Source organism: Neobacillus sp. PS3-40 (assembly GCF_030915485.1).
Classification (GTDB): domain Bacteria; phylum Bacillota; class Bacilli; order Bacillales; family Cytobacillaceae; genus JAUZPL01.
In genome coordinates this window covers 2874344-2898812 of sequence record NZ_CP133266.1, presented here as the reverse complement: position 1 = coordinate 2898812, position 24469 = coordinate 2874344, and the positions used below count along the sequence as shown (strand labels likewise).

Below are 24469 nucleotides of genomic sequence, written 5' to 3'. Positions count from 1 at the left end.
TCGGATCCCAGCCTCTTTTATTGAAATTGTCTCATTTTGTAAATAAATGAGATTTTCCATACACATCATTCCATTCTTATTACTATTATTGCTATTATTCATTGTATGGTTTGAAAATATAATTTGTCAATATTATTTTCAGAATTTTACCACAATAGTGTATTAAAGCTTTGTCAATTACAAAACCCTACGATTTTCCGTTATACTGTATGGAGAGCTTTACCGTATAGAAAGGAGCAATTATGAAATCTCTCGTACTTGCAGAAAAACCCAGTGTAGCTCGGGAACTTGCCCGTGTACTTGGATGCAGCCAAACCCATCGAAATTATATTGAAGGAAACCAATATGTTGTCACATGGGCATTAGGCCATCTAATTGAATTGAAAATGCCTGAGCACTATGACAATAAATATAAAACATGGCGTCTAGAGGATCTACCGATCATTCCAGATAAAATGGGACTAAAGGTAATCAAACAAACAAGTCATCAATACCGCACAATTGAAGAGCTAGCTAAACGAAAAGATATAAAGGAATGCATCATCGCAACAGATGCTGGGCGTGAGGGAGAGCTTGTTGCTCGCTGGATTTTAGAAAAGGTCCATTTTAACAAACCAACTAAAAGACTATGGATTTCTTCGCAAACAGACCGAGCCATTAAAGATGGTTTTAAACAATTAAAGCCAGGAAGTCTTTTTGATGACCTTTACCATTCTGCCGTTTGCCGAGCCGAAGCTGATTGGCTAATTGGACTTAACGTCTCAAGAGCTTTGACAACAAAATACAAGGACCCTCTTTCAGCAGGAAGAGTGCAAACCCCTACGCTTTCGATGGTACTTGAACGCGAACAACAAATCCAAAAATTCGAACCAAAGGAATATTGGACATTACAAGCTAACATCGGTCCTCTATCAGCCGATTGGGAAAACAACAATGAAAAACGCATCTTCAATAAAGAAACAGCTGAAAAGATAGAAAAGAAAATAACTGGTGCTAAAGCTGTCATTGAAAAAATTGAACGCAAGAAAAAGTCAGAACAGCAACCATTACCGTACGATTTAACAGATTTACAGCGTGATGCCAATAAACGGTTTGGTTTTTCGGCGAAAAAAACATTAACCGTATTGCAGCGCCTTTATGAAAATAAACTCGTCTCCTATCCACGGACCGATTCTCGCTACCTAACAACGGATATGGTCGCAACGATGTCAGATCGACTTCAAGGAATGGACTCTGGCTACAAAGAAGAAGTACGTTCTATTCTAGCAAAAAAGGGGAATGTCCTTGCAAAACGTGTCTTTAACAACGAAAAGGTAACCGATCACCATGCGATCATTCCAACAGAAGAACGCCTTCAGCTCGGGTCTCTTGATTCAGATGAAAGAAAAATTTATGACCTAATTGCAAGACGATTCCTTGCACTCTTCTATCCAGCTTATGAATTTGAAACCATTCAAGCCATCATCAATATAGAGGGTGAAACATTTACCTCTAAAGAATCAACTGTTATTGATTTGGGATTCAAAAAGGTTCTAGGAAAAGAAGAAACTGAATCGTTACTAACTGGGATTCAGAAACTCACACAGGGTCAATCTTTTATCGTTAAAAATACAACACTTAATTCAAAGTGGACAGAGCCACCACTTCGCCATTCTGAAGCTGATATCTTAGGACAGATGGAAAAATTCGGGCTCGGTACCCCAGCGACACGAGCAGAGATTATTGAGCGACTGGTTTCATCTGAAGTTGTGGAACGGCAAAATGGTCGTTTTTATCCTACCAAAAAAGGCAAACAACTGATTGACCTCGTTAATGATGAATTAAAATCGCCTGAACTGACTGCAAAGTGGGAACAGGAGCTGGAACAGATTTCAAAAGGAAAAGCAGATCCAAAAGCTTTTTCACAAAAAGTCCGCCGTCAAACTGAACAACTTGTTTCCGAAATTAAAACAAGCGACAAGTCTTATCGGGCTCACAATTTAACAGGTTCTAAATGTCCTGAATGCGATTCCTTTCTCAAAGAAAGGAACACAAAAGAAGGAAAAGTGCTCGTTTGTTCCAATTTGGAATGTTCTTACCGGAAACGAAAAGATCCAAAGCTATCCAACCGCCGCTGCCCACAGTGTCACAAAAAAATGGAAATGCATGATGGAAAAGCAGGTCTTTACTTCCAATGTCGACCATGTAATGTTGTAGAGAAAGCAGAGGAAAAGAAAAAAGCCGTCAATAAACATGAAGCAAGAAAGCTTGTTCAAAAATATTCCCAAAAAGAAGATTTTGGAACAAGCTTAGGCGATTTGCTGTTGCAAGCACTAAACAAACAAGATTAATATGAATAGTTAAAAGGTAAGTGCATATACTTGATGCGCTTACCTTTTTTCTTGTAAAGAATTCCAATAAAATAGTATGATGAAAAGGCTATCAAAAAAGAAACGAGGCCACAATATGAGAATTAGAGATTGGGACCCGAATTTAAAAGTTCGCTTATTTGCCGAAGCGATGATGAATATTACCTTTTGGATGTTTTTTCCATTTTTAACCATTTATTTTGCAGTTGAGTTTGGCAAGAGCAAAGCAGGACTATTATTAGTATTCTCACAAGTCTTTTCAGTTATAGCTAACCTTATGGGAGGATATTGTGCAGATCGTTTTGGTAGAAAACGAATGATGGTTCTCTCATCAATAGGCCAGGGCCTTTCGTTTTTAGTCTTTGGCCTATCCGTTTCACCATGGTTAGACGCTCCTTGGCTTGGTTTTATAGCCTTTGCTGTTGCTGGAGTGTTTGGTTCATTTTATTGGCCTGCAAGTCAAGCAATGGTGGCCGACGTTGTTGAAGAAAAGCATCGAAGTAGCGTTTTCGCTGTTTTTTATACCTCTATTAATATAGCAGTAGTCATTGGCCCTATTCTAGGATCTATTTTTTATGTTCATTATCGCTTCCAACTTTTAGTCGTTGCAGGAATACTATGTATTTTACTCGGGATTATCCTTGCAAAAATGACTAGGGAAACAGCCCCAAACCGCACATTCGAAGTAACAGAGCAAACTGGAAAATGGTATTATTTTTTACAAAATCAAATAAAAGATTATTCATTGATTATTAAAGATAAAGCATTCCTTTTATTTATCATTGCGGGAGTGCTAGCTGGCCAAACTTTTATGCAATTAGACTTATTAATTCCCGTCTATATTAAAGATGTCATGAACAGTCAAAGTCTCTTCTCATTTGGTCATTGGTCCTTAAGTGTAAAAGCGGAGCAGGCTTTTGGGATTGTCCTTGCTGAAAATGGCTTGCTAGTAGCATTATTGACAGTTTTTATAACAAAATGGATGAGCAACTATAGTGAACGAAATGTTTTTATGTTATCTTCTATCTTTTATGCAATGGCTATCTTTGTTTTTGGTCAAACCCATTTGGTTTGGGGATTTATTCTTGGCATGGCTATTTTCACACTCGGAGAATTAGTATCGGCTGGGCTCCAACAAAGCTTTGTTTCAAAACTTGCCCCTGAACATATGAGAGGGCAGTATTTTGCCGCAGCAAGCTTACGATTTACGATCAGTCGAACAATCGCCCCACTTGCCATTCCACTGACGGTTTGGATTGGATACGAGTGGACATTCTTTTCTTTAGCCCTCCTTGCCTTATTTAGTGCTGGCTTGTATTGGGTCATGTTTAATACGTTTGAAAGACAGCGAATACACTAAATTTGCATTTACCTCTAATACTAAAATGTTAACGTTTCTTTTTCCATTAAGAAAGGCTAAAATATACATGAACATTCTGACAAAGGAGATTAAAAGATGAGTGATTTTCAACAGAATTTAGAGAAATACGCAGAACTCGCTGTAAAGGTTGGCGTGAATATTCAAAAGGGTCAAACATTAGTTGTTTATGCAACAATAGATGCCGCAGAATTGGTTCGACACGTTGTAAAGAAGGCATACGAAACTGGGGCATATGATGTCGTTGTCAACTGGAATGATGATACTGTCTCAAGAACCAAATATGACCTTGCAGCAGAAGAAGTCTTTACTGAGTATCCAGTTTGGCATGCTAAAGAAAGAGAGGAAATGGTAGAAAAAGGAGCTGCCTTTATGTCAATCATTTCCTCTAGCCCTGATTTATTAAAAGGGGTAAATCCAGAGCGAATTTCAAACTTCCAGAAGGCCGCAGGAAAAGCATTAATAAAATATCGCCAAGCTGTTCAGTCCGACAAGGTGAGCTGGACCGTTATTGCAGCTGCTGCTCCTGCTTGGGCTGCTAAGGTTTTCCCTAATGAGCCTGTGGATAGTCAGGTAACAAAACTTTGGGATGCCATTTTTAAAGCTACTCGTGTGGATACAGAAAATCCAGTTGAGGCTTGGAAAAAGCATGACGAAACTCTACACGAAAAAGTTCAATATTTAAATGAAAAACGATATGAAAAACTTCATTATAAAGCGCAAGGAACAGATCTTACAATTGAACTTCCAAAAACTCATATTTGGGTAGGTGCTGGTAGCGTTAATGAAAATGGATTTGAGTTTATGGCGAATATGCCGACAGAAGAAGTCTTTACCGTACCATTAAAAACAGGTGTAAATGGTACTGTAGCCAGCACAAAGCCTTTAAGCTATGGTGGAAATATCATCGACCGTTTCTCGGTTACTTTTGAAAACGGGAAAATAATTGACGTAAAAGCTGAAGAAGGAGAAGATATTTTGAAACGCCTTGTAGAAACAGATGAAGGCTCTCATTATCTTGGTGAAGTCGCACTCGTTCCTGTTAACTCACCTATTTCACAATCGGATATTCTTTTCTTCAACACATTGTTTGACGAAAATGCATCTAACCATTTAGCTATTGGCAGCGCATACGCTTTCTGTATTGAAGGCGGAAAGAAAATGACTGCAGATGAGCAAAAGGAAAACGGACTAAATCAAAGTCTAACTCACGTTGATTTCATGATCGGCTCAGCTGAAATGGACATTGATGGGATTACTGCGGATGGAAAAATAGAAGCAGTGTTCCGGAATGGAAATTGGGCGTTCTAATAGAGATTTTGCAGGTGTCCAAAGGATTTTTGGGCACCTTTTTATTTTTCTAATGTCTCCCCCACAAATCCTTTATTTGAGAATCGTTATAAAGATTTTCCCTGTTACCCGCGAACTTTTGGTATTTACCCGCGCGAATTGACTATTTACCCGCGCATTTTAACTTTTACCCGCGGAAAATAACGTTTTACCCGCCACCTGCATAACACAAAAACTTTGTGATTTAGAAATTTTTGAGGAATTGGCCCCATATAAAGAAAACTCGCTGATTGGCGAGCCCCTAAGGGCGATGACAGAAGCGTAGTTGCCCTTATGCGCTAGCGGAATTTATGGATATAAATTCTGATTAGCAAAAAAAGAAGGATCTCAGACAGGTAATTACTCGCACCTGCAATAAGATTCTTCTTCTCCCATTTTTATCGGTTATCAATTTTCTCCGGATACAGATCATGGTTCATTAGACGATAATTGGCCATTTCTTCAAACTTAGTCCCTGGTTTTCCCCAGTTGCAGTATGGATCAATGGAGATGCCGCCTCTAGGTGTAAACTTGCCCCATACTTCAATATATCTTGGGTCCATTAACTTGATTAAATCATTCATAATAATGTTCATGCAGTCTTCATGAAAATCCCCATGGTTTCGGAAACTGAAAAGATAGAGTTTCAATGACTTGCTCTCAACCATTTTTTTGTCTGGAATATAGCTAATGTAAATAGTAGCAAAGTCAGGCTGTCCTGTTTTAGGACATAGGCTCGTAAACTCTGGAAAGTTAAATTTTACGAAATAATCTCGGTTTGGGTGCTTATTTTCAAAAGCCTCCAAAACATCTGGTGTATATTCAAATAAATACCTTGTTCCTTGATTTCCTAACAGTGTTACACCTTCTAATTCTTCATCTGTTCTTCCTGACATAAATTAAGCCTCCTATATGACCCGTGCCATACTGAGAGCCCCTAAACCAATAGAATTTACAGAAATAAAAAACCACATCCTAAGGATATGGTTGATTTCTCCATTCCATAGTTTTTTAAAGAGGGTGTCTGCTATGAACCTCTCCCGCAGTATACGGGTTAATCTTATTTAATTAACACTGTTACTATAGATAAAAACACAGTGCCTGTCAACTTACTATTTGCTAAGATAAAGAAGTATAGGTTACAATGAGCAACTACAAGAAAAAAGATAGTTTGGAGGTAATCATAATGTGGAATGAATTTAAAATGTTTGCGATCAAAGGTAATGTTATTGATCTGGCTGTTGGTGTCATCATTGGCGGAGCATTTGGAAAAATTGTTGCTTCCCTTGTCAAGGATGTTCTCATGCCTTTGGTTGGTTTATTAATGGGAGGAATTGATTTTACCGACCTTGCAATAACAATAAACGAGGAAAAATTACAATATGGACTTTTTATTCAATCAATCGTAGATTTTATTATTATCTCTTTCTCCATTTTTCTATTTATAAAATTAATCAATCGTTTTAAAAGAAAAGAAGAAGTGAAGGAAATTGTGAAAATCGATAAAACGGAGGAGCTGCTTGTAGAAATTAGGGACCTCTTAAAAGATTTTTCTAGAAAAGATGAAACATCTTGACCCAAATTTCGTATATATTAATAGGCTGACTCACAAGCTCGTTATTTTTGAATAAGAATTTCAAATGAGGTGTAGTGCAAATGTATTCACAAACTGCAAACCAATTCATGCCATCGGTACTTAGGTCCTTTGCTCTTTCCCTTGCCTTTTCCTTTCTTGGTACATTGGCAGGTGTTTATGTTCCAGCAGGATTATTTTTTCCCTTGGCTATCGTAGAGATGGTCATGCTTTTATCGGCCTTCTTTTTGAGGAGAAGGAAAATGGTCTCTTACTCATTCCTCTATATTTTCACCTTTATTTCTGGGATTACCATTTATCCAATTGTTGCACATTACTTGGCAATATCTGGACCCAATACTGTGATGTTGGCATTCGCAAGTACAACTACTATTTTTACAGGCCTTGCAATCTATGCTACTAAAACAAAAAGGAATTTTTCCTTTTTAGGTGGATTCCTGATGGCTGCTCTTCTTGCATTAGTGTCCATCTCAATTTTTAATATTTTTTGGCCACTAGGCACAACAGCAATGCTTGCATATTCATTTATTGGAGTTATGGTTTTTAGTGGTTACGTTTTATTTGATTTTAACCGAATGAAGCGCCATGGAGTTAGGCATGAAGAGGTGCCTTTAATGGCCCTAAACCTATATTTAAACTTTATTAATCTCTTTCTTGACCTATTGAGGATCTTTGGGATTCTATCTAGTAAAGACTAAACAGGCCGGATATCCAGCCTGTTTTTATATCTGTCTACCTATAATCCATCTATACGAGATCGCTCTTGCTTAACTTTCATGAATTAGATCTCTCGTCAGGATTGATACTCTTATTTTCTTACAAACTGTTAAATAATGCATGAGCGAAAGCAAAACAGCTCCTGTGTTCATGCCAATCATTACCCCCTGCATTCTCCATTCTGGTAAAGAACCTAAGTAAAGGATAATGGAATAAGAAATGGCCGTTGACCAAATTGTTTGGAGAAAAATATCTTTAAGCATCCCAAGTCCAATTAAAAATGCCTGTGTTGGTATAATGAAAAAGTGAAAGAGAAAGAATGGCCAAAGCATTTGTAAGAAAACAGCTGCATCGGTTGAATGAAAGAACTTAGAAGTAAGTGTGCTTCCAAAAAAGTAGAAAATAGCAACTGCTGGAACTCCGTAAAGAAATGTAATCCTAATCACATGATTTAACATTTTTTGTAGGGCAGCATAATCCTTTTCAGAATAGGCTTTTGAAACAGTTGGAATAAGAACAATCAACAGGGAATGGGCAATAAAGGCTGGAAAAAATCCAATCGAAATGGCAATTCCGGCTAACATTCCAAACTGCTCGGTAGCTATAATATCTGTAAGCCCCGATCTAATTAAGGCAGTTTTAATCAAAAATGGCTGTATAGCGGTAGTGAAAGCAGCAAATAAACGTAATCCTGTTGTTGGTATCGATACTGACATTAAATTTTTTCGGACAACTCTTCGGTTTAAATTTGAAAAAGGCAAACGCTTCATGTGCTGGTACTGAATAATGAAAGTGCAAACTAGATAGAGAAGCACAATGACTTCGCTACCAATAAGAGTTCCAATTGCAATTAATACAGCTGTTTGGGTATCAAATTGGAAGTATCTGAATATCCCAATAAAAACTGCTAACTGAAAGGCTTTTCTTAAAAAATTAGAAAGGGCTATTTTTCCCATTTGGTGGCTTCCCATGAAATAGCCTCTCGCAACCGATGTGAACGAAATAATAGGTATGAGAATGATAACTAACCATCGAGTATAAGGATGGTACGAATCAAAAACTGATACATAAGGTATTGTGGCCATGGCTATTAAAAAAAGGAGGCTCATAAAAATGATGGCAATTGTTAATGCATGATGAAGAATGCTTCGATGGTATCTTCTCTCTTTTTCGGCAATGAACTTTGAAATGGAGACCTGAAGTTCAAAGCTAGATAGTAAGACAATCAAAAAAATGGACGGAAGAATTGACATATAAAGCCCAAGTCCATGTTTCCCTAACTCCTTTACCAAAATCATATTTACCAGAAATTCAATACTTTCTCCCAAAAATGCGGAAGCTGCTAGAAAAAGGACTCCTCGATAGAAAGTTACCAATTTTTCAATTCTCCTTCTTAAAATTTCTACTTTAATAAGATATGAGACAAGTAGAATGATTAGTAGGAGAATTTTTAAACAAACGTGGTTAATAGAAAAAATGGCGATTCATTAAATTATTGGCAACTTCACCCACTACAATAAGAGATGTTTATGATAGACACAATGACTGGATTTTAGACTATGACAGACCTGAAATTGATAAGGTATTTAATTGAAATTTGTTTAAGGGAAATGCCATAAATAAGCGTCTCCCATTTTTATAATAAAAATCAACATTAAAATTTAACAGAGCCTAGTTTAAATAGGAATTTTAATTGCTTTCAGCTTTTGCATAGCTTTTGCGGTTAAACGAGATGAATGCCCCAATAAATGCAATAGACATCGCGATCAACATTACCGTATGGTAAGCGGATATAAACATAGGTGTCTGACTTGGACTTGGTTTTGTCACCCCACCTAATGCTTCGAACAGTGATACAGAAAATGCAATCCCGATAATCATACCCAAATTTCTCACCAAACTATTAATTCCCCCAGCAATACCAAGCTTTTGGGGAGGTACAGAACTCATCACGCTACTATTATTAGGTGATTGGAACATTCCACTTCCTAAGCCTAGAAGGATCGAGCCCACAATGACTTGATAAAAATGAGATGAAGCTGTAAGTGTGGAATAATAAAATAGCCCAATTCCTGAAATCAATAAACCACTGGTCGTGAGTGCAATCGGACCGAATTTGTCAGATGCGTGGCCGCTAAGTGGTGCAACAATCGCCATCGTCACCCGTGATGCAATCATAAACAATCCTACTTGAGAAGGGCTATAGTGAAGGATTTGTTGCAAATAAAATGGTAAGAGAATACTATTTGCAAACATTGCCACAAAAGATAGCCACCCTGAAAGATTTCCCATTAAGAAAGGCCGATTTCGAAATAATGAAAGCTCAATGATTGGTTGTCTGACACGGCGTTCAATCGTAAGAAACATGGCGAGCAATATCAAACCAAGAACCAAACTAATCATCACCGGTAAACTAGCCCAGCCCCAATTCTCCCCATTATTAATACCAAGGAGCAAGCAGACCATTCCAGCAGTGAAAGTAAAGGCTCCAACAAAATCAAACTTCTCTTGTCCTTTCTTCTGTTCATCAACAGGTAATATAAATCGGGATGCCAAAAAACCAATGATTCCAATAGGTAGATTGACATAGAAAGCCGCCCTCCAGCTTGTCATTCCAATAAGTAATCCACCAAGTGCAGGGCCAGTTAGACTACCAAGTGCAACGACGGTGCCCATCAGTCCCAACGCTTTTCCTCGTTCTTTTGCTGAAAAGGTTGCTGTTAGGATGGCTGCGCTATTGGACATTAACATCGATGCACCAATCGCTTGCAAAACCCTTGCTCCGACTAAAAACCAAATGTTTTGTGCTAGCCCACAAAGAACGGAACCTAATGTGAATATTAAAAAGCCTAAAGAGTAAACTTTTTTCCTTCCAAAAATATCGGCTGTTCGGCCAAAAATCGGTAATAGGCTTGATATCGTTAGCAAATAGGCCGTAACCACCCATTGAAGTGTCGAAATCTCTGAATGGAGTTGGCCGGAGATTGTCGGTAATGCCACATTAACAATACTGCTATCTAAGGTAGCCATGAAGGTACCAACGGAGACGGTTGCTAACACGTACCAACGATAATTAGGCGCATTCTTTATATTTTCAAACATCCTATTTCACCTCCAAATTATCCATTATTCTTTTTAATAAAACCCTAAGCTGGGTTTGATCCTCATCTGTCAATCCCCGAAATGATTTTAGCATTTCCTGACGGACCAATCCTTTCAAAGGGGTTTCGAGCTCCTGACCTTCTTTCGTAAGGTAGATCAAAAAGGATCTTCTATCCTCGGGATTTGCTTTCCGTTGGATCAATCCCCTTTTTTCCAATTTATCTAAAATCCTAGCCGTAGTCGGTTGGTCCTTCATACTTTTAACCGAAAGCTCTTTCTGACTTATCCTATCCTGCTCCCAGAGTCGAATAAGCAATACCCATTGCTCATGTGTAACATTATACGGCTCCAAGGTTTTTGCCAGATGATTCTTCATTTTTGTATTGGTCGCACTAATCATAAATCCTAAAGATCGTTCAAAGTACATAATAATTACCTCCAACTATTCATTACATGTCACAACTATAATTGTCGTGACAACTACATTTATACACCCTCCCCAACTATTCGTCAAGAACTAACTAAGGTCCCTACTATCCCTACTAATGACGGATGTATCATTTACTTAATGATTAGGCTCTGTTATTGTTCACTGTTGATTTTCAGCAGGTGTACTCGCTTAATCGGAGGAATTCCGTTTATTTTGAAAAAGTAGTGGTTAGGAAGAGAAATAGGCGGAGATTTTCCGCCTAAATAACCTAAAAATCCTTTTAATCATGGAAATGTATAGTTTAACAGGAGAAAATCCTCTTATTTGTAGAGAAATATGTGAATTTCCTGATTTAGCAGGAATCTTTCCGCCTATTTTTAATGCCATAAAATCAACATCCAGCTTTAACACAGCATATATAAAAGAAGCCCACCCTAGTTGGCAAGCCTTTGTTTGGATCTATTCAACTAACGAATGCTTAAATGCATAAATAACTGCTTGAGTGCGGTCTTGCACCTGTAGCTTGCTTAAAATATTACTGACATGGGTTTTGACCGTTTTCAAAGCAATAAACAATTCGTCAGCAATTTCCTGATTGGTTTTTCCTTTTGCCATCACCAATAAAATTTCCAATTCTCGGCTCGTAAGTTCCTCATGGGGGAGGTGTTGCGTTTTTTGACGCATTTTCATCATCATTTTTCCTGTTACTTCAGGTTCAAGAACCGATTGTCCGTGGTAGGTTGCTCGAACTGCATCAGCTATTTCACTCGCTTTAGAAGTTTTTAGCATGTAACTGGTTGCACCAGCTTCAAGAGCTGGATATACCTTTTCATCATCTAAAAAGCTCGTTACGATTATCACCTTTGCTTCTGGCCATTTTTCAATGATCTGCCTTGTTGCTTCAATCCCGTCCATTTCTTTCATGACCAGATCCATTAATATAATATCAGGACGAAGTTCTAGTGTTAGCTCGACACCCTTTTGTCCATCCCCTGCTTCTCCTACCACTTCAATATCCGGCTGCGCAGATAAATATGCTGAAACCCCAATTCTGACCATTTCGTGGTCATCAACGAATACCACTCTAATCATCTATATCACCCTCCCCATTAACGACCGACGGCACCTTTACTTCTAGTCGTGTTCCTTTATTTTTCACACTTACTATCTTTAAGGTTCCCCCTACTTCAAGAGCCCGCTCATGCATGTTTTGCATCCCGTAAGAACCTGCTTTTGTTTCATCTACTTCGAAACCTTTTCCATCGTCCACTACCCTCATTATAATTAGGTCATCTCGCTTAATTAACAGCACTTCAAGTTTGGTAGCTTTTGAATGTCTAAGCGTATTCGATACAGACTCTTGAAGGATACGGAATAGATGATCTTCCACTCCTTTATCAAGAGGGAACTTTTCCACTTTCCATTGAATGTTCATCGTTACCTTTTGGGATAATTCAATTAACAATTCTTCTATTCCTTCTTGAATTGATTTATTCTTTAAGGCTATAGGTCTTAAATGTAGAAGAAGTGCACGCATTTCTAACTGTGATTGGTGGATCATTTCTTCCACCATTTTCATCTGCTTTGTCTCTATTGATTCTAATTGACCTCTTGTTTCATTAATTGCTGACATCATCATCGAAGCCGCAAACAATTGCTGACTAACGGAATCATGCAGTTCACGAGCAAGACGATTTCGTTCTTGAGAAATAATTTCCTGTATTCTTGATTCCTGATCTTCGACCTTTTCAGTTGCAATCCGTTGTGAGAGCATTGCTTGTTCAGCCATCTGTTTACCAATCTTCACGATTCTCCCTGCAATGGATTGGACTTCAACCAAGGATGGAACCTCTTTAATTTCTGTATGTTTCCCTTCCTCAAGAAGGTGCAATGACTGATCAACAAGATTCAATTGACTACGCCAAAAATAACCTGAAGCCATTCCAAAAATAACCCCAATCATAATACTCGAGGCTGGTATAAACAACGCAAAAGGTAATTCCATAAAGTGCTTATCCCATAAATCAGACCAATCAGTAAGTGGGAAAACGATAAAGAATGTAGCTGCAATTAGACAGGCCATGATAAAAGCTAATGTCCCACCCCAGACGATTTGCCGCTGGATTGTACTCATATGCGACCCACCTCTAAATTTCCCACCACAAGAGAAGTGAAGATTTTCACCTTTTGCTCGGCATGATCATATCCAGGTGTTTTCAAATGAAAAGCTTTGTTAAATATTTTCGGCTGATGAAAGTCGAGCATGGTCGTTGTTCCGGCAATAACAGAATGATGGACGCTTACCTCAATGTCATATGGAACAAGAATATGAATATTACCAATAATATTTCGAATAAAAATGACAGTTTCCCCTTTTGGAAATACAGTATAACTTAAATCAATAACAGTATCTCCAATCCCCGCTTGAATGTTAACGTCATCCCATTCATATACGCCAGTAGGAGTTTTTTGTTGACCAAATATGGTATTGTCTAATAGTGGTTTACTAACCACTACGGTCTCTTCCTGTTTAGTGATTTCTGGTTCAACCAAAACGGGTGAAACCCTATTTGGATTCTTTTTGGAACTTGTATATTTAATGAAAAAATGGAGTAAAATAGCCAATAAGAAAAATTTAAATGTCATCATATTAAAGACGCTTGCGCATAAGAAAACAATACCGCCCCAAAATAAGATTTTCCCTTTCTTTTTGGCACTCTTTTTACGACCTAAGTAAATCATGCCTGCAGAAATGAAAAGTGAGAAAATAACCCCCCGATTGAAAAATAACACTTCAAGTAAGAGTACGAAAACGCCGATCAAGATGATCCAGTTCATATAGTCACTTTTATTATTTTTCAGCATCGGCTTCTCCTCCTTTTCTGCATATGTAAAAAACTGAAGGCGTAGAAATCTACGCCTTATTAGAATACCACTTTTTAATTATAAAATGGACTTGCTTTCTTTAAACTTCATATCTTTTTCTAATTGGGCAATCCGTCCATCAATTGTGCTTCGATAGTATGCACTATTAACTTGATTTTCTAGGCTATCTAGATAGTTTTCAATTTCCTGAAAGCGTGAGAATGCTTGTTTAGATTGAGTATTCGTTTCCAATACTTGATCCATACGATTATGTGCCCGGGTTACATTTTCTCTCCCCATTAGCTCCATTCGACGAATATGCATATCTTTTAATTTATGCTTCATTTCCTCGTATTTTCTTTCTAATTCTTCAAGTTGCCCTTTTGCTTGCTCAAGTGATTGGCTTAAACGCTGGGCACGTTCTGAATATTGGTTATGTTCTGCTACAGCAAATTCATGAAGTGCTGTTTCACTAGCCTTTAAAGCAATATCAGCTTGAAGCTTTCTTTTTCCAGCTAATTCGACTGCATGATGATACTCTCTTGTAAATTCATCTCTTAATGTGTACTGACGTTCAAGAAGTTTCCTAACCTTTTCAGTTTCCAACTCACATTGACGAAGATATTGATTAAGCATCGAGATTGGATTTTGCTTTTCCTTTTGGTCAAGTGCTTCATGTAAATCTGCAGTAATAGTATTTTTTATTCTTGTAAATAAATTTGTCATTGAAATCTCTCCCTTTAGATTATTAGTTTTTTAAATCGTTCCATTGCTTTTCGAAATTAACGAATGGGTCTGATTCTTCTTTTGCTACAACGTATTTATTCTCGTTCCATTTTTTATATACAAGGTAGAGCACATACGCTGCTACTACGCCAATAACTGCTGGAATGTTGTGGATAGAGGCTAACAAAACAATTACCCCAAGGATCCCTAATCCAATTTTTCCTTTTTTCGTCTCTGCCTTTAAAAATTGTTTGAAAATGAAGTACAGGATGACTAGACTAACTGCAAACCCAATCATTGGGCCAATCATGGTAAGTAAAACGATCCCTGCAATACCTCCTGCAATAAGTAAACCAAATTTTTTCAACTTGTTTTCCTCCTTTCTTTATCTTGATATCATCTTACCTTTATCCCGTTTTTCTCATAACGAGCTTAAGCTTGATTTTGATATCAGTCTTAAGACGGAGAAAGGGTCAGCCCCTTTTGTAAGAGCTGACCTTGTCCCTTATTTAGATATGAACATCTGCGACCAATAATATCGTTGCGACCCACCTTGTGCATATCCAACTCCAATATATGTGTAGTTGGTACTTAAAATATTGGCTCGATGGCCTGGGCTATTCATCCAGGCTGTAACCACCTCTTGTGGTGTTGATTGACCTGCGGCAATATTCTCACCAGCAGAACGATAAGCAATCCCAAAATTCTTCATCATTGTAAATGGATCACCATAGGTAGGACTTGTATGAGAAAAGTAATTCTTATCTCTCATATCCATAGCCTTGTACCGCGCTACCCTTGAAAGCTGCCAATCCGCAGTCAGTGCTTTTAATCCATACTTGGCTCGTTGTTGATTTGTTAATTGGATGACTTGATTCTCAACACTCTTTGTGGCATCAAAATTTGGGATTGTTACTTTTTGCCCTGGATAAATTAATGCTGGGTTTTTAAATTGAGAGTTTGCTGAGATAATTTCAGATAATCCAACCTGATACCGGACAGCAATTTTCCAAAGTGAGTCACCCGGCTGAACCGTATATATTTGCTGGGCAAAAGAAACGTTTGGAATGCAAAAAAGAGATAGTACAAACATAAAACAAATGAGTAATGATTTTTTCATTTTCTAGCCTCCTCCGCTTATATATTTTTGCTTTTCGTCTTAAAATATACAGGGTAAAAATAATAAATTAACGAAGCTAAAGCAGTTCACATAATTTGCTGTTTCAATGATGAAACTAAGACGAAGATTTGGGAGGGTGAAGAATGGAAAAAATCCCATGGATGACCTACATAATGTTAATTTTAGCAAGCTACCGACTAACACATTTAATTGTCTTTGATAAAATTACTGAATTTATTCGTAAGCCTTTTATGAAAAAAATTACTATTGAAACGGATGAAGGACCAAAATCGAAGGAAGTCCCAAAATCATTGTTTGGTTATTTACTAAAATGCTATTGGTGTGCGGGAATTTGGAGTGCAATCTTTCTAGGGGTAGCCTACCTTCTTTTTCCAAAAATAACGTTCGTTTTTATATTGATTTTTTCAATTGCTGGTGGGCAGTCTATCCTTGAAACATTTGTCGGAGTGAATATTAAAAAAGTGGATTATTATGGGGAGCATCAGAAAAAGGAGTGAAACCCATTTTTGACTCTAATAAAGTTCCTTAGCTCCACCCATTCTCCATAAAAAGAACCTTGCATAACAGCAAGGTTCTTCCATTTTATAAAAGTGATTTTTCAATTGCTTGTTCAAATTGTAAAATAATATCCTCTTCGTGCTCGATTCCAACCGATATTCGAACAACCTCTTGGGTGATACCTAATGCTTCACACGCTTCTTTCGGTAAAGATCGATGTGAAGTGGTTAATGGATGGGAAACAGTTGTTTCCACTCCAGCTAGAGTAGGAGCAATTTTAACCCAACCAAGTGAACGGAAGAATTGATTAATATCCACTTTTTTAGAAAGCTCTATCGTAACCATAGCACCGTATCCGTTATCAGCCACATCAAGTGGATAATACACTTTTTCAACGCTCGGATTTTCATTAAGGTTTTCTGCTAACTTCTTCGCATTATACGATTGAGCCTTCATTCGTAATGCCAAAGTTTTCAAGCCGCGGCATGTTAGCCATGCTTCAAATGGGCTTACATTTGTACCGAGATTTACCACTTTTGACCTGGCCCGATCGATTAGGTCTGCCCTACCAACTACAACCCCAACTGTTACATCACTGTGACCCCCAATATATTTTGTTGCACTATGAACAACTAAATCAATACCTAGCAAATAAGGTTGGCAGTGATAGGGTGTAGCAAATGTATTATCCACCAAAGTAAAAAGTAAATGCTTTTGCGCTAGTTTGACTACTTCATTCAAATTCTCCACTCTTAACAATGGGTTTGTAATGGATTCAGTATATAACAGCTTCGTATTTTCTTTAATTTCACTTTCCACTTTTAAGAGATCCGAAAATGGAACAAAAGTCGTTTCAATACCTAGTTCGTTTAATTCTTCTTTTAACATATGAAAACTTCCGCCATATAAATCATCTGCTGCAATTATATGGTCTCCACTCTTGACGACGGCAAGAACACCTGCCAAAATGGCGGATAATCCTGAGGAAGTTGCCACACCGGCTGGGGCACCTTCTAGTACCGCAACGGCATCTCCAAGTTCATCCGTATTCGGATTGCTAACCCTAGAATACAAATATCGTCCATTTCCATGATAAAATCCTTCCAATTCATCAAGATCCTTAAAGGAAAATGCAGACGTTTGATAAATAGGGGTCACCTTGCTTGTAATGATTCTATTCTTCTTTGTTACTCCATGTAAAATTTCTGTTTCGAAGCGTTTCCCCATGACTTCCACCCTTTTCAAACTGTTGTGTTAAATTTTTTTATTATTCTTAAAATAACACACATATCAAGTTAGTCAACCATATGCCCATTTTTTAACACATTAATTTTTGATTAATGGAAAAAATAAAATGTACACAATTTATTTCTTGGAGGAACAAACATGAGCTCTTCTGAAAAAATCCCTCAATTCCCAAAAACGTATTGGAGAGAAACCGAGTTGCCCTCCTTTGACAAGTTAAAAGAGGATTTGTCTGTCGATGTGGCTATTGTTGGAGCAGGAATTACAGGAATTACCGCTGCTTATTTGCTGGCAAAAGAAGGTTTAAAGGTGGCCATTTTAGAAGCGGGTGGTGTTTTAAATGGTACTACGGGTCACACAACTGCCAAAATTACGGCCCAGCATGGCTTAGTTTATGATGAATATATTCAACATTTTGGCGAAGAAAAGGCAAAGCTTTATTACGAATCCCACACAAAAGCCATTCAATTTATCAAACAAACTGCGATAGATTGCGATTTGAGTAATGAAGATGCCTATATATATGCAACGACGGATGAATATGTGGGCAAAATCAAAACAGAAATGGATGCATATCACCGTCTAGGAATCCCAGGGGAAATCGTCAATAGCATCCCTTTTGATATCCCTATTAAAGCAGCTTTAGTAATGCGGAACCAAGCTCAATTCCATCCTGTTAAATATCTCAAAAAGCTCCTTGAGGATGCCGTTCAATCAGGCTGCACTGTATATGAAAATACAACGGCAACTGATATTGAAGCCGATGAAGATCACCGGGCTGTTTTAACAAATGTTGGGCATAAGGTTACTTGCAGGCATGTCATTGTTGCTTCTCATTTTCCTTTTTACGATGGACTTGGCTTTTATTTTGCAAGAATGTATGCTGAAAGATCCTATGCGATTGGGATTAAAACGGATAAAGATTATCCTGGAGGCATGTATATCAGCGCCGATGATCCGACTCGCTCAATTCGTTACACTCCAATTAATGGGGAAAAATTAATAATAATTGGGGGAGAAAATCATAAAACTGGGCAAGGACCTGATACAATTGTTCATTATGATGCTCTTAAGGGGTTTGCTGAGGAGACATTTGGTATAAGCGAATATGCCTATCGTTGGTCTGCTCAGGATTTAGTTTCACTTGATAAAATCCCATATATTGGACCAATAACAGATAAGAAGGATCATATTTTTGTCGCAACTGGCTATAAAAAATGGGGGATGACAACCGGGACTGTTGCAGGCCATTTATTAGCAGACTATATTCTAGATCGGGATAATCCATATAAGGAGCTTTATTCTCCATCCAGGTTTGATGCTGATCCCAATTTGAAGAAATTAATCTCTACAAACGCTGATGTTGCCGGGCATCTTCTAAAGGGCAAGCTTGAGTTTGTTCCAAAGGATCCAAGTGATCTCCAAATGGGAGAAGGATCTGTTGTTATGCATAACGGAAAACGAGCTGGTGCATATAAAGACGAAAACGGCAAACTCTACATTGTTGATACAACTTGTACGCATCTTGGCTGCGAAACTGAATGGAACCATGCTGAAAAAACATGGGATTGTCCATGCCACGGCTCCCGTTTCTCTTATGCGGGTGACGTAGTTGAAGGGCCTGCACTTAAACCATTGGATAATCTTTCGGAAGAACAGTAAGGAAAAACGCTGACTTTTATGTGAAAAGTGATCTGACCCCATAAAGTTGGACAAAAATATTATGACGCTTTCTCGGTGGTAAGGAGCCTGTATTTTATAGGACTCTTACCACCGAGTTTTTCTTTAATTCGATCGTTATTGTAGTAGCTAATCCAATCAACCGCTGCCTGAGCGACTTCCTCAAAAGATTGGTAGTCGTATTGATGAACTGTTTCACATTTTAATAGGTGGAAGAAGCTTTCCATTGCCGCATTATCAAGACATGTTGCTTTTCGTGACATACTCTGAAATACATTATGCCCCTTAAGCTCTTTTACCCAGCTATGATGTTGATATTGGAACCCTTGATCCGAATGAACAGTTGTACGATATGGAAGTTTAGGTAGTGAGTCCAGGGCTTCATGCAACGGTTTTAAAGCAAAACTTACAGTAGGATGAAGGCCAATGTTAAAAGCCAGAATTTCGCCAGAGTAGAGGTCCATTACAGGTTCAAGATAACAGCGATGTGCTGTGGATTTATCTCCCCAGCGTAACTCTGTGACATCTACTGTAAGCTTTTGATAAGGTCGATCTGTTTTAAACCGACGATTTAGCCGATTAGGGGCAATTTTACCAATCGTCCCTTTATATGAGTTGTATTTCCGACTTTTTTTCGTATATGCTTGTGACTGTAAATGCTGATCCTGCATAATGCGTTGAACTTTTTTATGATTAACTTCCAATCCACGATTTTTTAATTCAAGTTGAACGCGTCTATATCCATAAGCTGGATTATCCTTTTTGATTGCTTTGATTTCCATTATTAATTCTTGATCACTATGTTTGTTTTCTTCATGATTTTGATAGTAGAAATACACACTTTTCGGAAGGTCCACGACCTTCAAAATCGCAGACAAACGATATTTTCCCCTTAATTCAGTGACAACTTTCACTTGCTTTTGTCTGTACCCACGGGTTCCTGAACTAAGGCTCTTAGCTTTTTTAGGTATTCATTTTCAATCCTTAACATACGATTTTCACGTTGTAATTTTTCGAGTTCGGAGGATTCCTCTTTTTTCCCCTGTTGGTGATCATGATGGTTGGCTGGCATTTGTTTTGGTCTTCCTCTCCGTTTAAACAGAGCTTCGACGCCTTTCTCTCTGTACTTCCTCTCCCACGACAGGATTGTACTTGGTGTTGATATATCAAAATGAAGGGAAGTTTCGCGTAATGATGCTCTGTTACTCCACATCCATTTTAATACTTCCATCTTAAAGTTACCATCATACACACTTTTAGGACTACGGACCTCATTCGCTTTATTCCCATATTTTTCGTATCGATTCACCCAATCAAGTATAGTTTGATGACTCCCAATTCCATATTTCTTTGCCAATTCATTTGATCCTCCCCCTCCATTCAGATACTCTAGAACAACCTTTTCTCTATATTCACTTGAAAATTTGACCAAATTAAAAACCCCCTAAGATGGATGTTTAGTCCAACTTAAGGGGGTCACTTCAAAGTCAGCGTTTTTTATTTAAACAACACTATGTTCGAGAAGCCAATTAGGAGGATCTCAGGTTATTTATCTTTAGGTCGGTTTCTTTTTAAATCCTCCCCTGTTGTAAATTCAACTAGCTCGGAGCTTGTTTTTCCTTTTTTCGCATTATTATTGCGCTGGGCATTTTGATTTCCTAGTTTAGTTCTTCCCACACAAACCATCTCCTTCTAATGAAATTCAAAGATAGTATGGATGAAAAGGGAAGAACTTATTCTTGTTCCAAGACAGGAAAAACCCTTTCAATAATAGAAAAACCAGTCCGATGGGCTGGTTTAAGAATTCATACTATCCTGGAATCAAATTCTAGCAACTCTCAGTTCACTTACGGGTCCGTTCTTTTTGTGCCTCTTCAGAAATTTGTCCCTTATAAAAAATTCTTTTATAAAGAGGAACATCTAACCGACGACAAAATGCCTTTAGTTCTCTTTCTTCTCTTTCTGTAACCAAAGAAATCACTATTCCATTTGCACCCATTCGCCCCGTTCTCCCTGAGCGATGGACATACTGGGTAAAATCTTTAGGAAAATCTAGATGGACAACATGTGTAACGCCCTGAATATCAAGGCCCCGTGCTGCCACATCCGTTGCGATAAGCATTTTTAATTTCCCATCACGAAACGCTTTTAGTGCTGACTGACGTTCTAATTTGCTCAGTTCGCTGTGAAGTAGCCCTGCTGAAAGATCTTTATAATTTAATTTTGTCGCAACCACCGAAACTTCGGCAATATCTTTTATAAAAGTAAGAATTTTACTATTTTCAAGACGAGCAATTTTTTCGAGAAGCTTCATTTTATCCCTTGGTTCACATGAAAAATAAATATGTTCCACTTTACCCTCGGATATTGTTTCATCTTTTTCAATCCTAATAATCTCTGCCTCTTTTGTTAATTCTTTTGCAATTTGTTCCGTTTCTTTTTTAAGAGTTGCAGAAAATAACATTACTTGCCTGTCTTGAAGTGTAGATTTAATAATATTTCGGACTGTGCCAGCATGTTCTGGTACAAGGAGCTGATCGGCTTCATCAAGAACCAATGTTTTTACCTCATGCATTTTTACTTTCTTCTGCTTTATTAACTCAAATAAACGGCCTGGTGTACCAAAGATAACCTGTGGGCGTTTTTTTAATTTTTCTAGCTGTCTTTTCACGTTTGCACCGCCGATAAAAGAAGCACCTCTAATTCCGCTTCCTTCCGACCATTTCTGAAATTCTTGATATACCTGCATGACCAGTTCCTGTGAGGAGGCTAATACAACTGCTTGAACAGACTGACTGTCTTGATCAATTTTAGTTAGCAAAGGCAGCAAGTAAGCTAGAGTTTTTCCCGTTCCTGTTGGTGATTCAGCAATTAAATCTTTCCCTTCTAAAATGAGTGGGATAGTCGTTTCCTGAATTGAAGTCGGGGTTGCAAAATTAGACTTCTTCCAAATTTCCTGCAAAAAAGGCTGTAAAGTGTTTAACATATAGTGCTCCTTTATAATCGATATCATTTTTTCTTATTATTAGTTTTTAGGGGTAAATAAATCCATTACATTCGTACTGATACTAACTGAATTACCTTTAGGTGTCCAGTTTTGATTGTGAGATAATCCGGATTCATATAAAGAAAGGGCAAAATTATTTATATAAAAAAAGACGACTCCAAAATTCAGATTGAATTTTAAGTCGTCTTTTTTACATTGACTATGCCAAAGTGCATGATTGATTTTGACACTCTGTTGATTGGTGCAGCAACTGAAAAGTTTAAAAGAACTTAACATTTAAGGGAACTTCTTCAGTTCCCTCCAAGTTAGACATAGTGCCTTTAGATAATCACTTGGTTTCTTCGTTTTTGCGGCGATTAAATTCTGCTTTAATTTCCACTAATAAATCAGGTTCTGTAAGGAGACGAAAAGCCGTTAAAGCCAAGCCTTTTGCGCCAGTAATAAGTGCTTGATCACCTTTTGTGGATTTTGCAGCTTCTCGAAATTCGACCGTATGACCTACAAGATCTTCTGATCCAATTTGAATATAAGGATGGATGGTTGGAACGACCTGACTGATATTTCCTGCATCAGTTGAGCCAATTCCCTCTCTTCCATCGTTGTTAACAACTTCACCAAGTTCTTCAATCACTTCTTTAAACACTTGGTTGTATTTATCATTTAATAACAAATTATCAACCTCATTTTGAAAGGCAATAATATTTAACTTTGCTCCAGTTGCTAGTGCGGCACCTTCTGCTACTGCTTTTACTTTCTTTGTTACTTCATCTAAATAGCCTCTTGTTGCAGCCCGAATAAAGAATCTTGCTTTAGCATACTCAGGGATAATATTTGGTGCGTCCCCACCATGTGTAATAATTCCATGAATACGAACATCATCTTTTAATTGTTGGCGAAGGGCATTAATTCCATTAAAAAGCTGTATGACTGCATCAAGGGCATTTATCCCTTCATGTGGACTCGCCGCAGCATGTGCTGGCCTACCAATGAACTCAAAATCAAGTGGATCAACTGCCAATGAATTACTTGTAAGAGACGTTCTATTTGAAGGGTGAATCATTAATGCTGCATCAATTCTTTCCACTAAGCCATATTTCACAAAACTACCTTTTGCACTTCCATTAGGACCGCCTTCTTCAGCAGGTGTACCAAAAACAACTACCTCTCCACCCACTTCATCAATAACTTTACTTAAAGCGATCGCTGCAGCAATACTTGTTGTTCCAATAATATTATGACCACAGGCATGACCAAGTCCAGGGAGTGCATCATATTCTGCCAAAAAAGCAATAGAAGGCCCTTCCACATTTGACTTTTTCCGAGCTAGAAAGGACGTTTGATGCCCAGCAACAGCCTTTTTCACTTCAAATCCAGCCTCTTTGAGAATACTTGTTAATAGTGTTGAGGCAAAAATCTCCTCATTGCCAATTTCTGGTTTTTCATGAATTCGGTGACTAGTCGAGAGATAAAGCTCCTTATTTTCCTCGATATTACTTACAATTATTCCTTTTAAAGGTGTTACTAAAACTGGCATAGCTAATTCCCCTTTCTTCTATTAAATTAGTTTTTCACTCCAATTTCACTTAGTGGTACAAATGTTGGAATTAAAGCCCCTTTGAACTGTTTTTTAATAAATTCTGCTGTATCCTTTTGTTGATAAAGCTTAACAATTTCTTTTAGTGCTTTGTTATTTTTGTCTTTTGTTCGAGTCGCAATAATATTTATATACGGTTTAGCTGTTGCTCCTTCATGGAAGATAGAATCTTTAACAGGATTAAAACCAGCGTCTACTGCAATTCCATTATTAATGATTGATGCGGCTACATCTGGTAGTACACGTGGTGTTTGCCCAGCCACAACTGGGACGATTTTTAGATGTTTTGGATTACTTATAATCTGTTCTACTGTTCCACTACCATCAAAGTCTTTTGGCAAAGTAATTAATCCCGCTTCTTGGAGCAATAAAAGTGCCCTACCTTCATTTGTAACATCATTTGGTACCGCGATTTTTCCTCCGTCTGGAATATCCTTAACATCTTTATGCTTGTTCGAATAAATACCCATTGGGGCAATGACTGTTGTACCAATAGGGGCCAAGTCTAAATTATGCTCTTTTATAAAGGCAAAAAAGTATGCATTGGTTTGAAAAGCATTTGCATCAATTTCCCCATCAGCTAAGGCTGTATTGGGTAGAACATAATCAGAGAAAGATACAATTTTAATATTAATACCTTCTTTTTTCGCCTTTTTCGAAATATAATCCCAAATACCATTGTCAGAGCCACTAATGCCAATTTTCACGGTAACGTCCTTCGCTTTTGCAGTTGATTGCGAAGAGCATGCTGCGGAAAAGATTGATAAACATAAAACAATAATAGCTAATACTAATTTTTTCATGATGGTTTCCTC

Annotated in this window: 22 protein-coding genes and 2 pseudogenes; 8 read left to right on the top strand and 16 right to left on the bottom strand. The window is 37.8% G+C overall.

Going from position 1 to position 24469, the window contains the following annotated elements:
* Positions 1-242: 242 nt before the first annotated feature.
* The 3 genes from RCG20_RS14130 (at position 243) to RCG20_RS14120 (ending at position 5037) form a co-directional block, all read left to right on the top strand.
* On the top strand, positions 243-2330 hold the full coding sequence (locus RCG20_RS14130) for a DNA topoisomerase III (RefSeq protein ID WP_308180774.1): 2088 nt from the start codon (positions 243-245) through the stop codon (positions 2328-2330).
* A 115-nt stretch (positions 2331-2445) separates the two neighbouring features.
* Positions 2446-3708, top strand: coding sequence for an MDR family MFS transporter (locus RCG20_RS14125; RefSeq protein ID WP_308180773.1), 1263 nt, complete (start codon positions 2446-2448; stop codon positions 3706-3708).
* 96 nt (positions 3709-3804) lie between these two features.
* Entirely contained in the window at positions 3805-5037 is a 1233-nt protein-coding gene (locus RCG20_RS14120) for an aminopeptidase (protein WP_308180772.1), read from the top strand.
* Positions 5038-5453: 416 nt separating this feature from the next.
* Here the strand turns inward: RCG20_RS14120 and queF are convergent, their stop codons facing one another.
* The gene (queF, locus tag RCG20_RS14115) at positions 5454-5951 is read right to left on the bottom strand and encodes a preQ(1) synthase (RefSeq protein ID WP_308180771.1); all 498 of its coding nucleotides are present in this window, start codon (positions 5949-5951) and stop codon (positions 5454-5456) included.
* A 290-nt stretch (positions 5952-6241) separates the two neighbouring features.
* Here queF and mscL point away from each other — a divergent pair, with 290 nt between their 5' ends.
* Positions 6242-6631 (top strand): large conductance mechanosensitive channel protein MscL, encoded by a 390-nt coding sequence (mscL, locus tag RCG20_RS14110; RefSeq protein ID WP_308180770.1) that lies wholly within the window; start codon positions 6242-6244, stop codon positions 6629-6631.
* Positions 6632-6711: 80 nt separating this feature from the next.
* Entirely contained in the window at positions 6712-7347 is a 636-nt protein-coding gene (locus RCG20_RS14105) for a Bax inhibitor-1/YccA family protein (RefSeq protein ID WP_308180769.1), read from the top strand.
* Positions 7348-7416: 69 nt separating this feature from the next.
* On the opposite strand, the gene RCG20_RS14100 is transcribed toward RCG20_RS14105, so the two are convergent.
* Positions 7417-8742 carry an oligosaccharide flippase family protein gene (locus RCG20_RS14100; protein ID WP_308180768.1) on the bottom strand — a complete coding sequence of 442 codons (1326 nt, stop codon included), beginning with the start codon at positions 8740-8742 and terminating at the stop codon, positions 7417-7419.
* Between the two features lie 116 nt (positions 8743-8858).
* Between RCG20_RS14100 and RCG20_RS14095 the strand changes: the two are divergent.
* Positions 8859-8960, top strand: a pseudogene (locus RCG20_RS14095) (DUF3885 domain-containing protein); the annotation flags it as partial.
* A 95-nt stretch (positions 8961-9055) separates the two neighbouring features.
* Here RCG20_RS14095 and RCG20_RS14090 read toward each other — a convergent pair.
* The 8 genes from RCG20_RS14090 to safA form a co-directional block, all read right to left on the bottom strand.
* Entirely contained in the window at positions 9056-10468 is a 1413-nt protein-coding gene (locus tag RCG20_RS14090; protein ID WP_308180767.1) for an MFS transporter, read from the bottom strand.
* Position 10469: 1 nt separating this feature from the next.
* Positions 10470-10895: a MarR family winged helix-turn-helix transcriptional regulator gene (locus RCG20_RS14085; protein ID WP_308180766.1), complete on the bottom strand. Its 426-nt coding sequence runs from the start codon at positions 10893-10895 to the stop codon at positions 10470-10472.
* A gap of 462 nt (positions 10896-11357) precedes the next feature.
* Positions 11358-11990, bottom strand: coding sequence for a response regulator transcription factor (locus RCG20_RS14080; RefSeq protein WP_308180765.1), 633 nt, complete (start codon positions 11988-11990; stop codon positions 11358-11360).
* Entirely contained in the window at positions 11983-13032 is a 1050-nt protein-coding gene (locus tag RCG20_RS14075; protein ID WP_308180764.1) for a sensor histidine kinase, read from the bottom strand. Before RCG20_RS14075 ends, RCG20_RS14080 begins: the two co-directional genes overlap by 8 nt.
* Positions 13029-13763, bottom strand: coding sequence for a cell wall-active antibiotics response protein LiaF (gene liaF, locus RCG20_RS14070; protein ID WP_308180763.1), 735 nt, complete (start codon positions 13761-13763; stop codon positions 13029-13031). Before liaF ends, RCG20_RS14075 begins: the two co-directional genes overlap by 4 nt.
* 78 nt (positions 13764-13841) lie before the next feature.
* The gene (locus tag RCG20_RS14065; protein WP_308180762.1) at positions 13842-14489 is read right to left on the bottom strand and encodes a PspA/IM30 family protein; all 648 of its coding nucleotides are present in this window, start codon (positions 14487-14489) and stop codon (positions 13842-13844) included.
* A gap of 22 nt (positions 14490-14511) precedes the next feature.
* Entirely contained in the window at positions 14512-14856 is a 345-nt protein-coding gene (locus RCG20_RS14060) for a lmo0954 family membrane protein (protein WP_308180761.1), read from the bottom strand.
* Positions 14857-14994: 138 nt separating this feature from the next.
* A complete protein-coding gene (gene safA / locus RCG20_RS14055) occupies positions 14995-15609 on the bottom strand; it encodes a SafA/ExsA family spore coat assembly protein (protein WP_308180760.1) in 615 nt (204 codons plus the stop codon).
* 143 nt (positions 15610-15752) lie between these two features.
* Here safA and RCG20_RS14050 point away from each other — a divergent pair, with 143 nt between their 5' ends.
* A complete protein-coding gene (locus RCG20_RS14050; RefSeq protein WP_308180758.1) occupies positions 15753-16127 on the top strand; it encodes a DUF1360 domain-containing protein in 375 nt (124 codons plus the stop codon).
* Positions 16128-16212: 85 nt separating this feature from the next.
* On the opposite strand, the gene RCG20_RS14045 is transcribed toward RCG20_RS14050, so the two are convergent.
* Positions 16213-17355, bottom strand: a complete 1143-nt coding sequence (locus tag RCG20_RS14045) for a trans-sulfuration enzyme family protein (protein ID WP_308180757.1) — start codon at positions 17353-17355, stop codon at positions 16213-16215.
* A 159-nt stretch (positions 17356-17514) separates the two neighbouring features.
* On the opposite strand from RCG20_RS14045, the gene RCG20_RS14040 reads away from it, so the two are divergent.
* Positions 17515-19035 carry an FAD-dependent oxidoreductase gene (locus RCG20_RS14040; RefSeq protein WP_308180756.1) on the top strand — a complete coding sequence of 507 codons (1521 nt, stop codon included), beginning with the start codon at positions 17515-17517 and terminating at the stop codon, positions 19033-19035.
* 59 nt (positions 19036-19094) lie between these two features.
* Here the strand turns inward: RCG20_RS14040 and RCG20_RS14035 are convergent.
* The 5 genes and pseudogenes from RCG20_RS14035 to RCG20_RS14015 all read right to left on the bottom strand — a co-directional run bounded on the left by RCG20_RS14035 (position 19095) and on the right by RCG20_RS14015 (position 24457).
* Positions 19095-20485 (bottom strand): annotated as a pseudogene (locus RCG20_RS14035) (IS3 family transposase).
* A 113-nt stretch (positions 20486-20598) separates the two neighbouring features.
* A complete protein-coding gene (locus tag RCG20_RS14030; protein WP_308180755.1) occupies positions 20599-20730 on the bottom strand; it encodes a hypothetical protein in 132 nt (43 codons plus the stop codon).
* Between the two features lie 166 nt (positions 20731-20896).
* On the bottom strand, positions 20897-22039 hold the full coding sequence (locus tag RCG20_RS14025) for a DEAD/DEAH box helicase (protein WP_308180754.1): 1143 nt from the start codon (positions 22037-22039) through the stop codon (positions 20897-20899).
* Between the two features lie 349 nt (positions 22040-22388).
* Positions 22389-23594 (bottom strand): M20 family metallopeptidase, encoded by a 1206-nt coding sequence (locus RCG20_RS14020; RefSeq protein ID WP_308180753.1) that lies wholly within the window; start codon positions 23592-23594, stop codon positions 22389-22391.
* A 26-nt stretch (positions 23595-23620) separates the two neighbouring features.
* On the bottom strand, positions 23621-24457 hold the full coding sequence (locus RCG20_RS14015) for a MetQ/NlpA family ABC transporter substrate-binding protein (protein WP_308180752.1): 837 nt from the start codon (positions 24455-24457) through the stop codon (positions 23621-23623).
* Positions 24458-24469: the final 12 nt, after the last annotated feature.

Coding starts and splice junctions, on each gene's coding strand:
- RCG20_RS14065 (WP_308180762.1), bottom strand. CDS start 14,489: ATGACAAATTTATTTACAAGAATAAAAAATACTATTACTGCAGATTTA.
- RCG20_RS14050 (WP_308180758.1), top strand. CDS start 15,753: ATGGAAAAAATCCCATGGATGACCTACATAATGTTAATTTTAGCAAGC.
- RCG20_RS14085 (WP_308180766.1), bottom strand. CDS start 10,895: ATGTACTTTGAACGATCTTTAGGATTTATGATTAGTGCGACCAATACA.
- queF (WP_308180771.1), bottom strand. CDS start 5,951: ATGTCAGGAAGAACAGATGAAGAATTAGAAGGTGTAACACTGTTAGGA.
- RCG20_RS14020 (WP_308180753.1), bottom strand. CDS start 23,594: ATGCCAGTTTTAGTAACACCTTTAAAAGGAATAATTGTAAGTAATATC.
- RCG20_RS14040 (WP_308180756.1), top strand. CDS start 17,515: ATGAGCTCTTCTGAAAAAATCCCTCAATTCCCAAAAACGTATTGGAGA.
- RCG20_RS14130 (WP_308180774.1), top strand. CDS start 243: ATGAAATCTCTCGTACTTGCAGAAAAACCCAGTGTAGCTCGGGAACTT.
- RCG20_RS14015 (WP_308180752.1), bottom strand. CDS start 24,457: ATGAAAAAATTAGTATTAGCTATTATTGTTTTATGTTTATCAATCTTT.
- RCG20_RS14025 (WP_308180754.1), bottom strand. CDS start 22,039: ATGTTAAACACTTTACAGCCTTTTTTGCAGGAAATTTGGAAGAAGTCT.
- RCG20_RS14075 (WP_308180764.1), bottom strand. CDS start 13,032: ATGAGTACAATCCAGCGGCAAATCGTCTGGGGTGGGACATTAGCTTTT.
- RCG20_RS14090 (WP_308180767.1), bottom strand. CDS start 10,468: ATGTTTGAAAATATAAAGAATGCGCCTAATTATCGTTGGTACGTGTTA.
- RCG20_RS14105 (WP_308180769.1), top strand. CDS start 6,712: ATGTATTCACAAACTGCAAACCAATTCATGCCATCGGTACTTAGGTCC.
- RCG20_RS14045 (WP_308180757.1), bottom strand. CDS start 17,355: ATGGGGAAACGCTTCGAAACAGAAATTTTACATGGAGTAACAAAGAAG.
- liaF (WP_308180763.1), bottom strand. CDS start 13,763: ATGCTGAAAAATAATAAAAGTGACTATATGAACTGGATCATCTTGATC.
- RCG20_RS14125 (WP_308180773.1), top strand. CDS start 2,446: ATGAGAATTAGAGATTGGGACCCGAATTTAAAAGTTCGCTTATTTGCC.
- safA (WP_308180760.1), bottom strand. CDS start 15,609: ATGAAAAAATCATTACTCATTTGTTTTATGTTTGTACTATCTCTTTTT.
- RCG20_RS14120 (WP_308180772.1), top strand. CDS start 3,805: ATGAGTGATTTTCAACAGAATTTAGAGAAATACGCAGAACTCGCTGTA.
- RCG20_RS14080 (WP_308180765.1), bottom strand. CDS start 11,990: ATGATTAGAGTGGTATTCGTTGATGACCACGAAATGGTCAGAATTGGG.
- mscL (WP_308180770.1), top strand. CDS start 6,242: ATGTGGAATGAATTTAAAATGTTTGCGATCAAAGGTAATGTTATTGAT.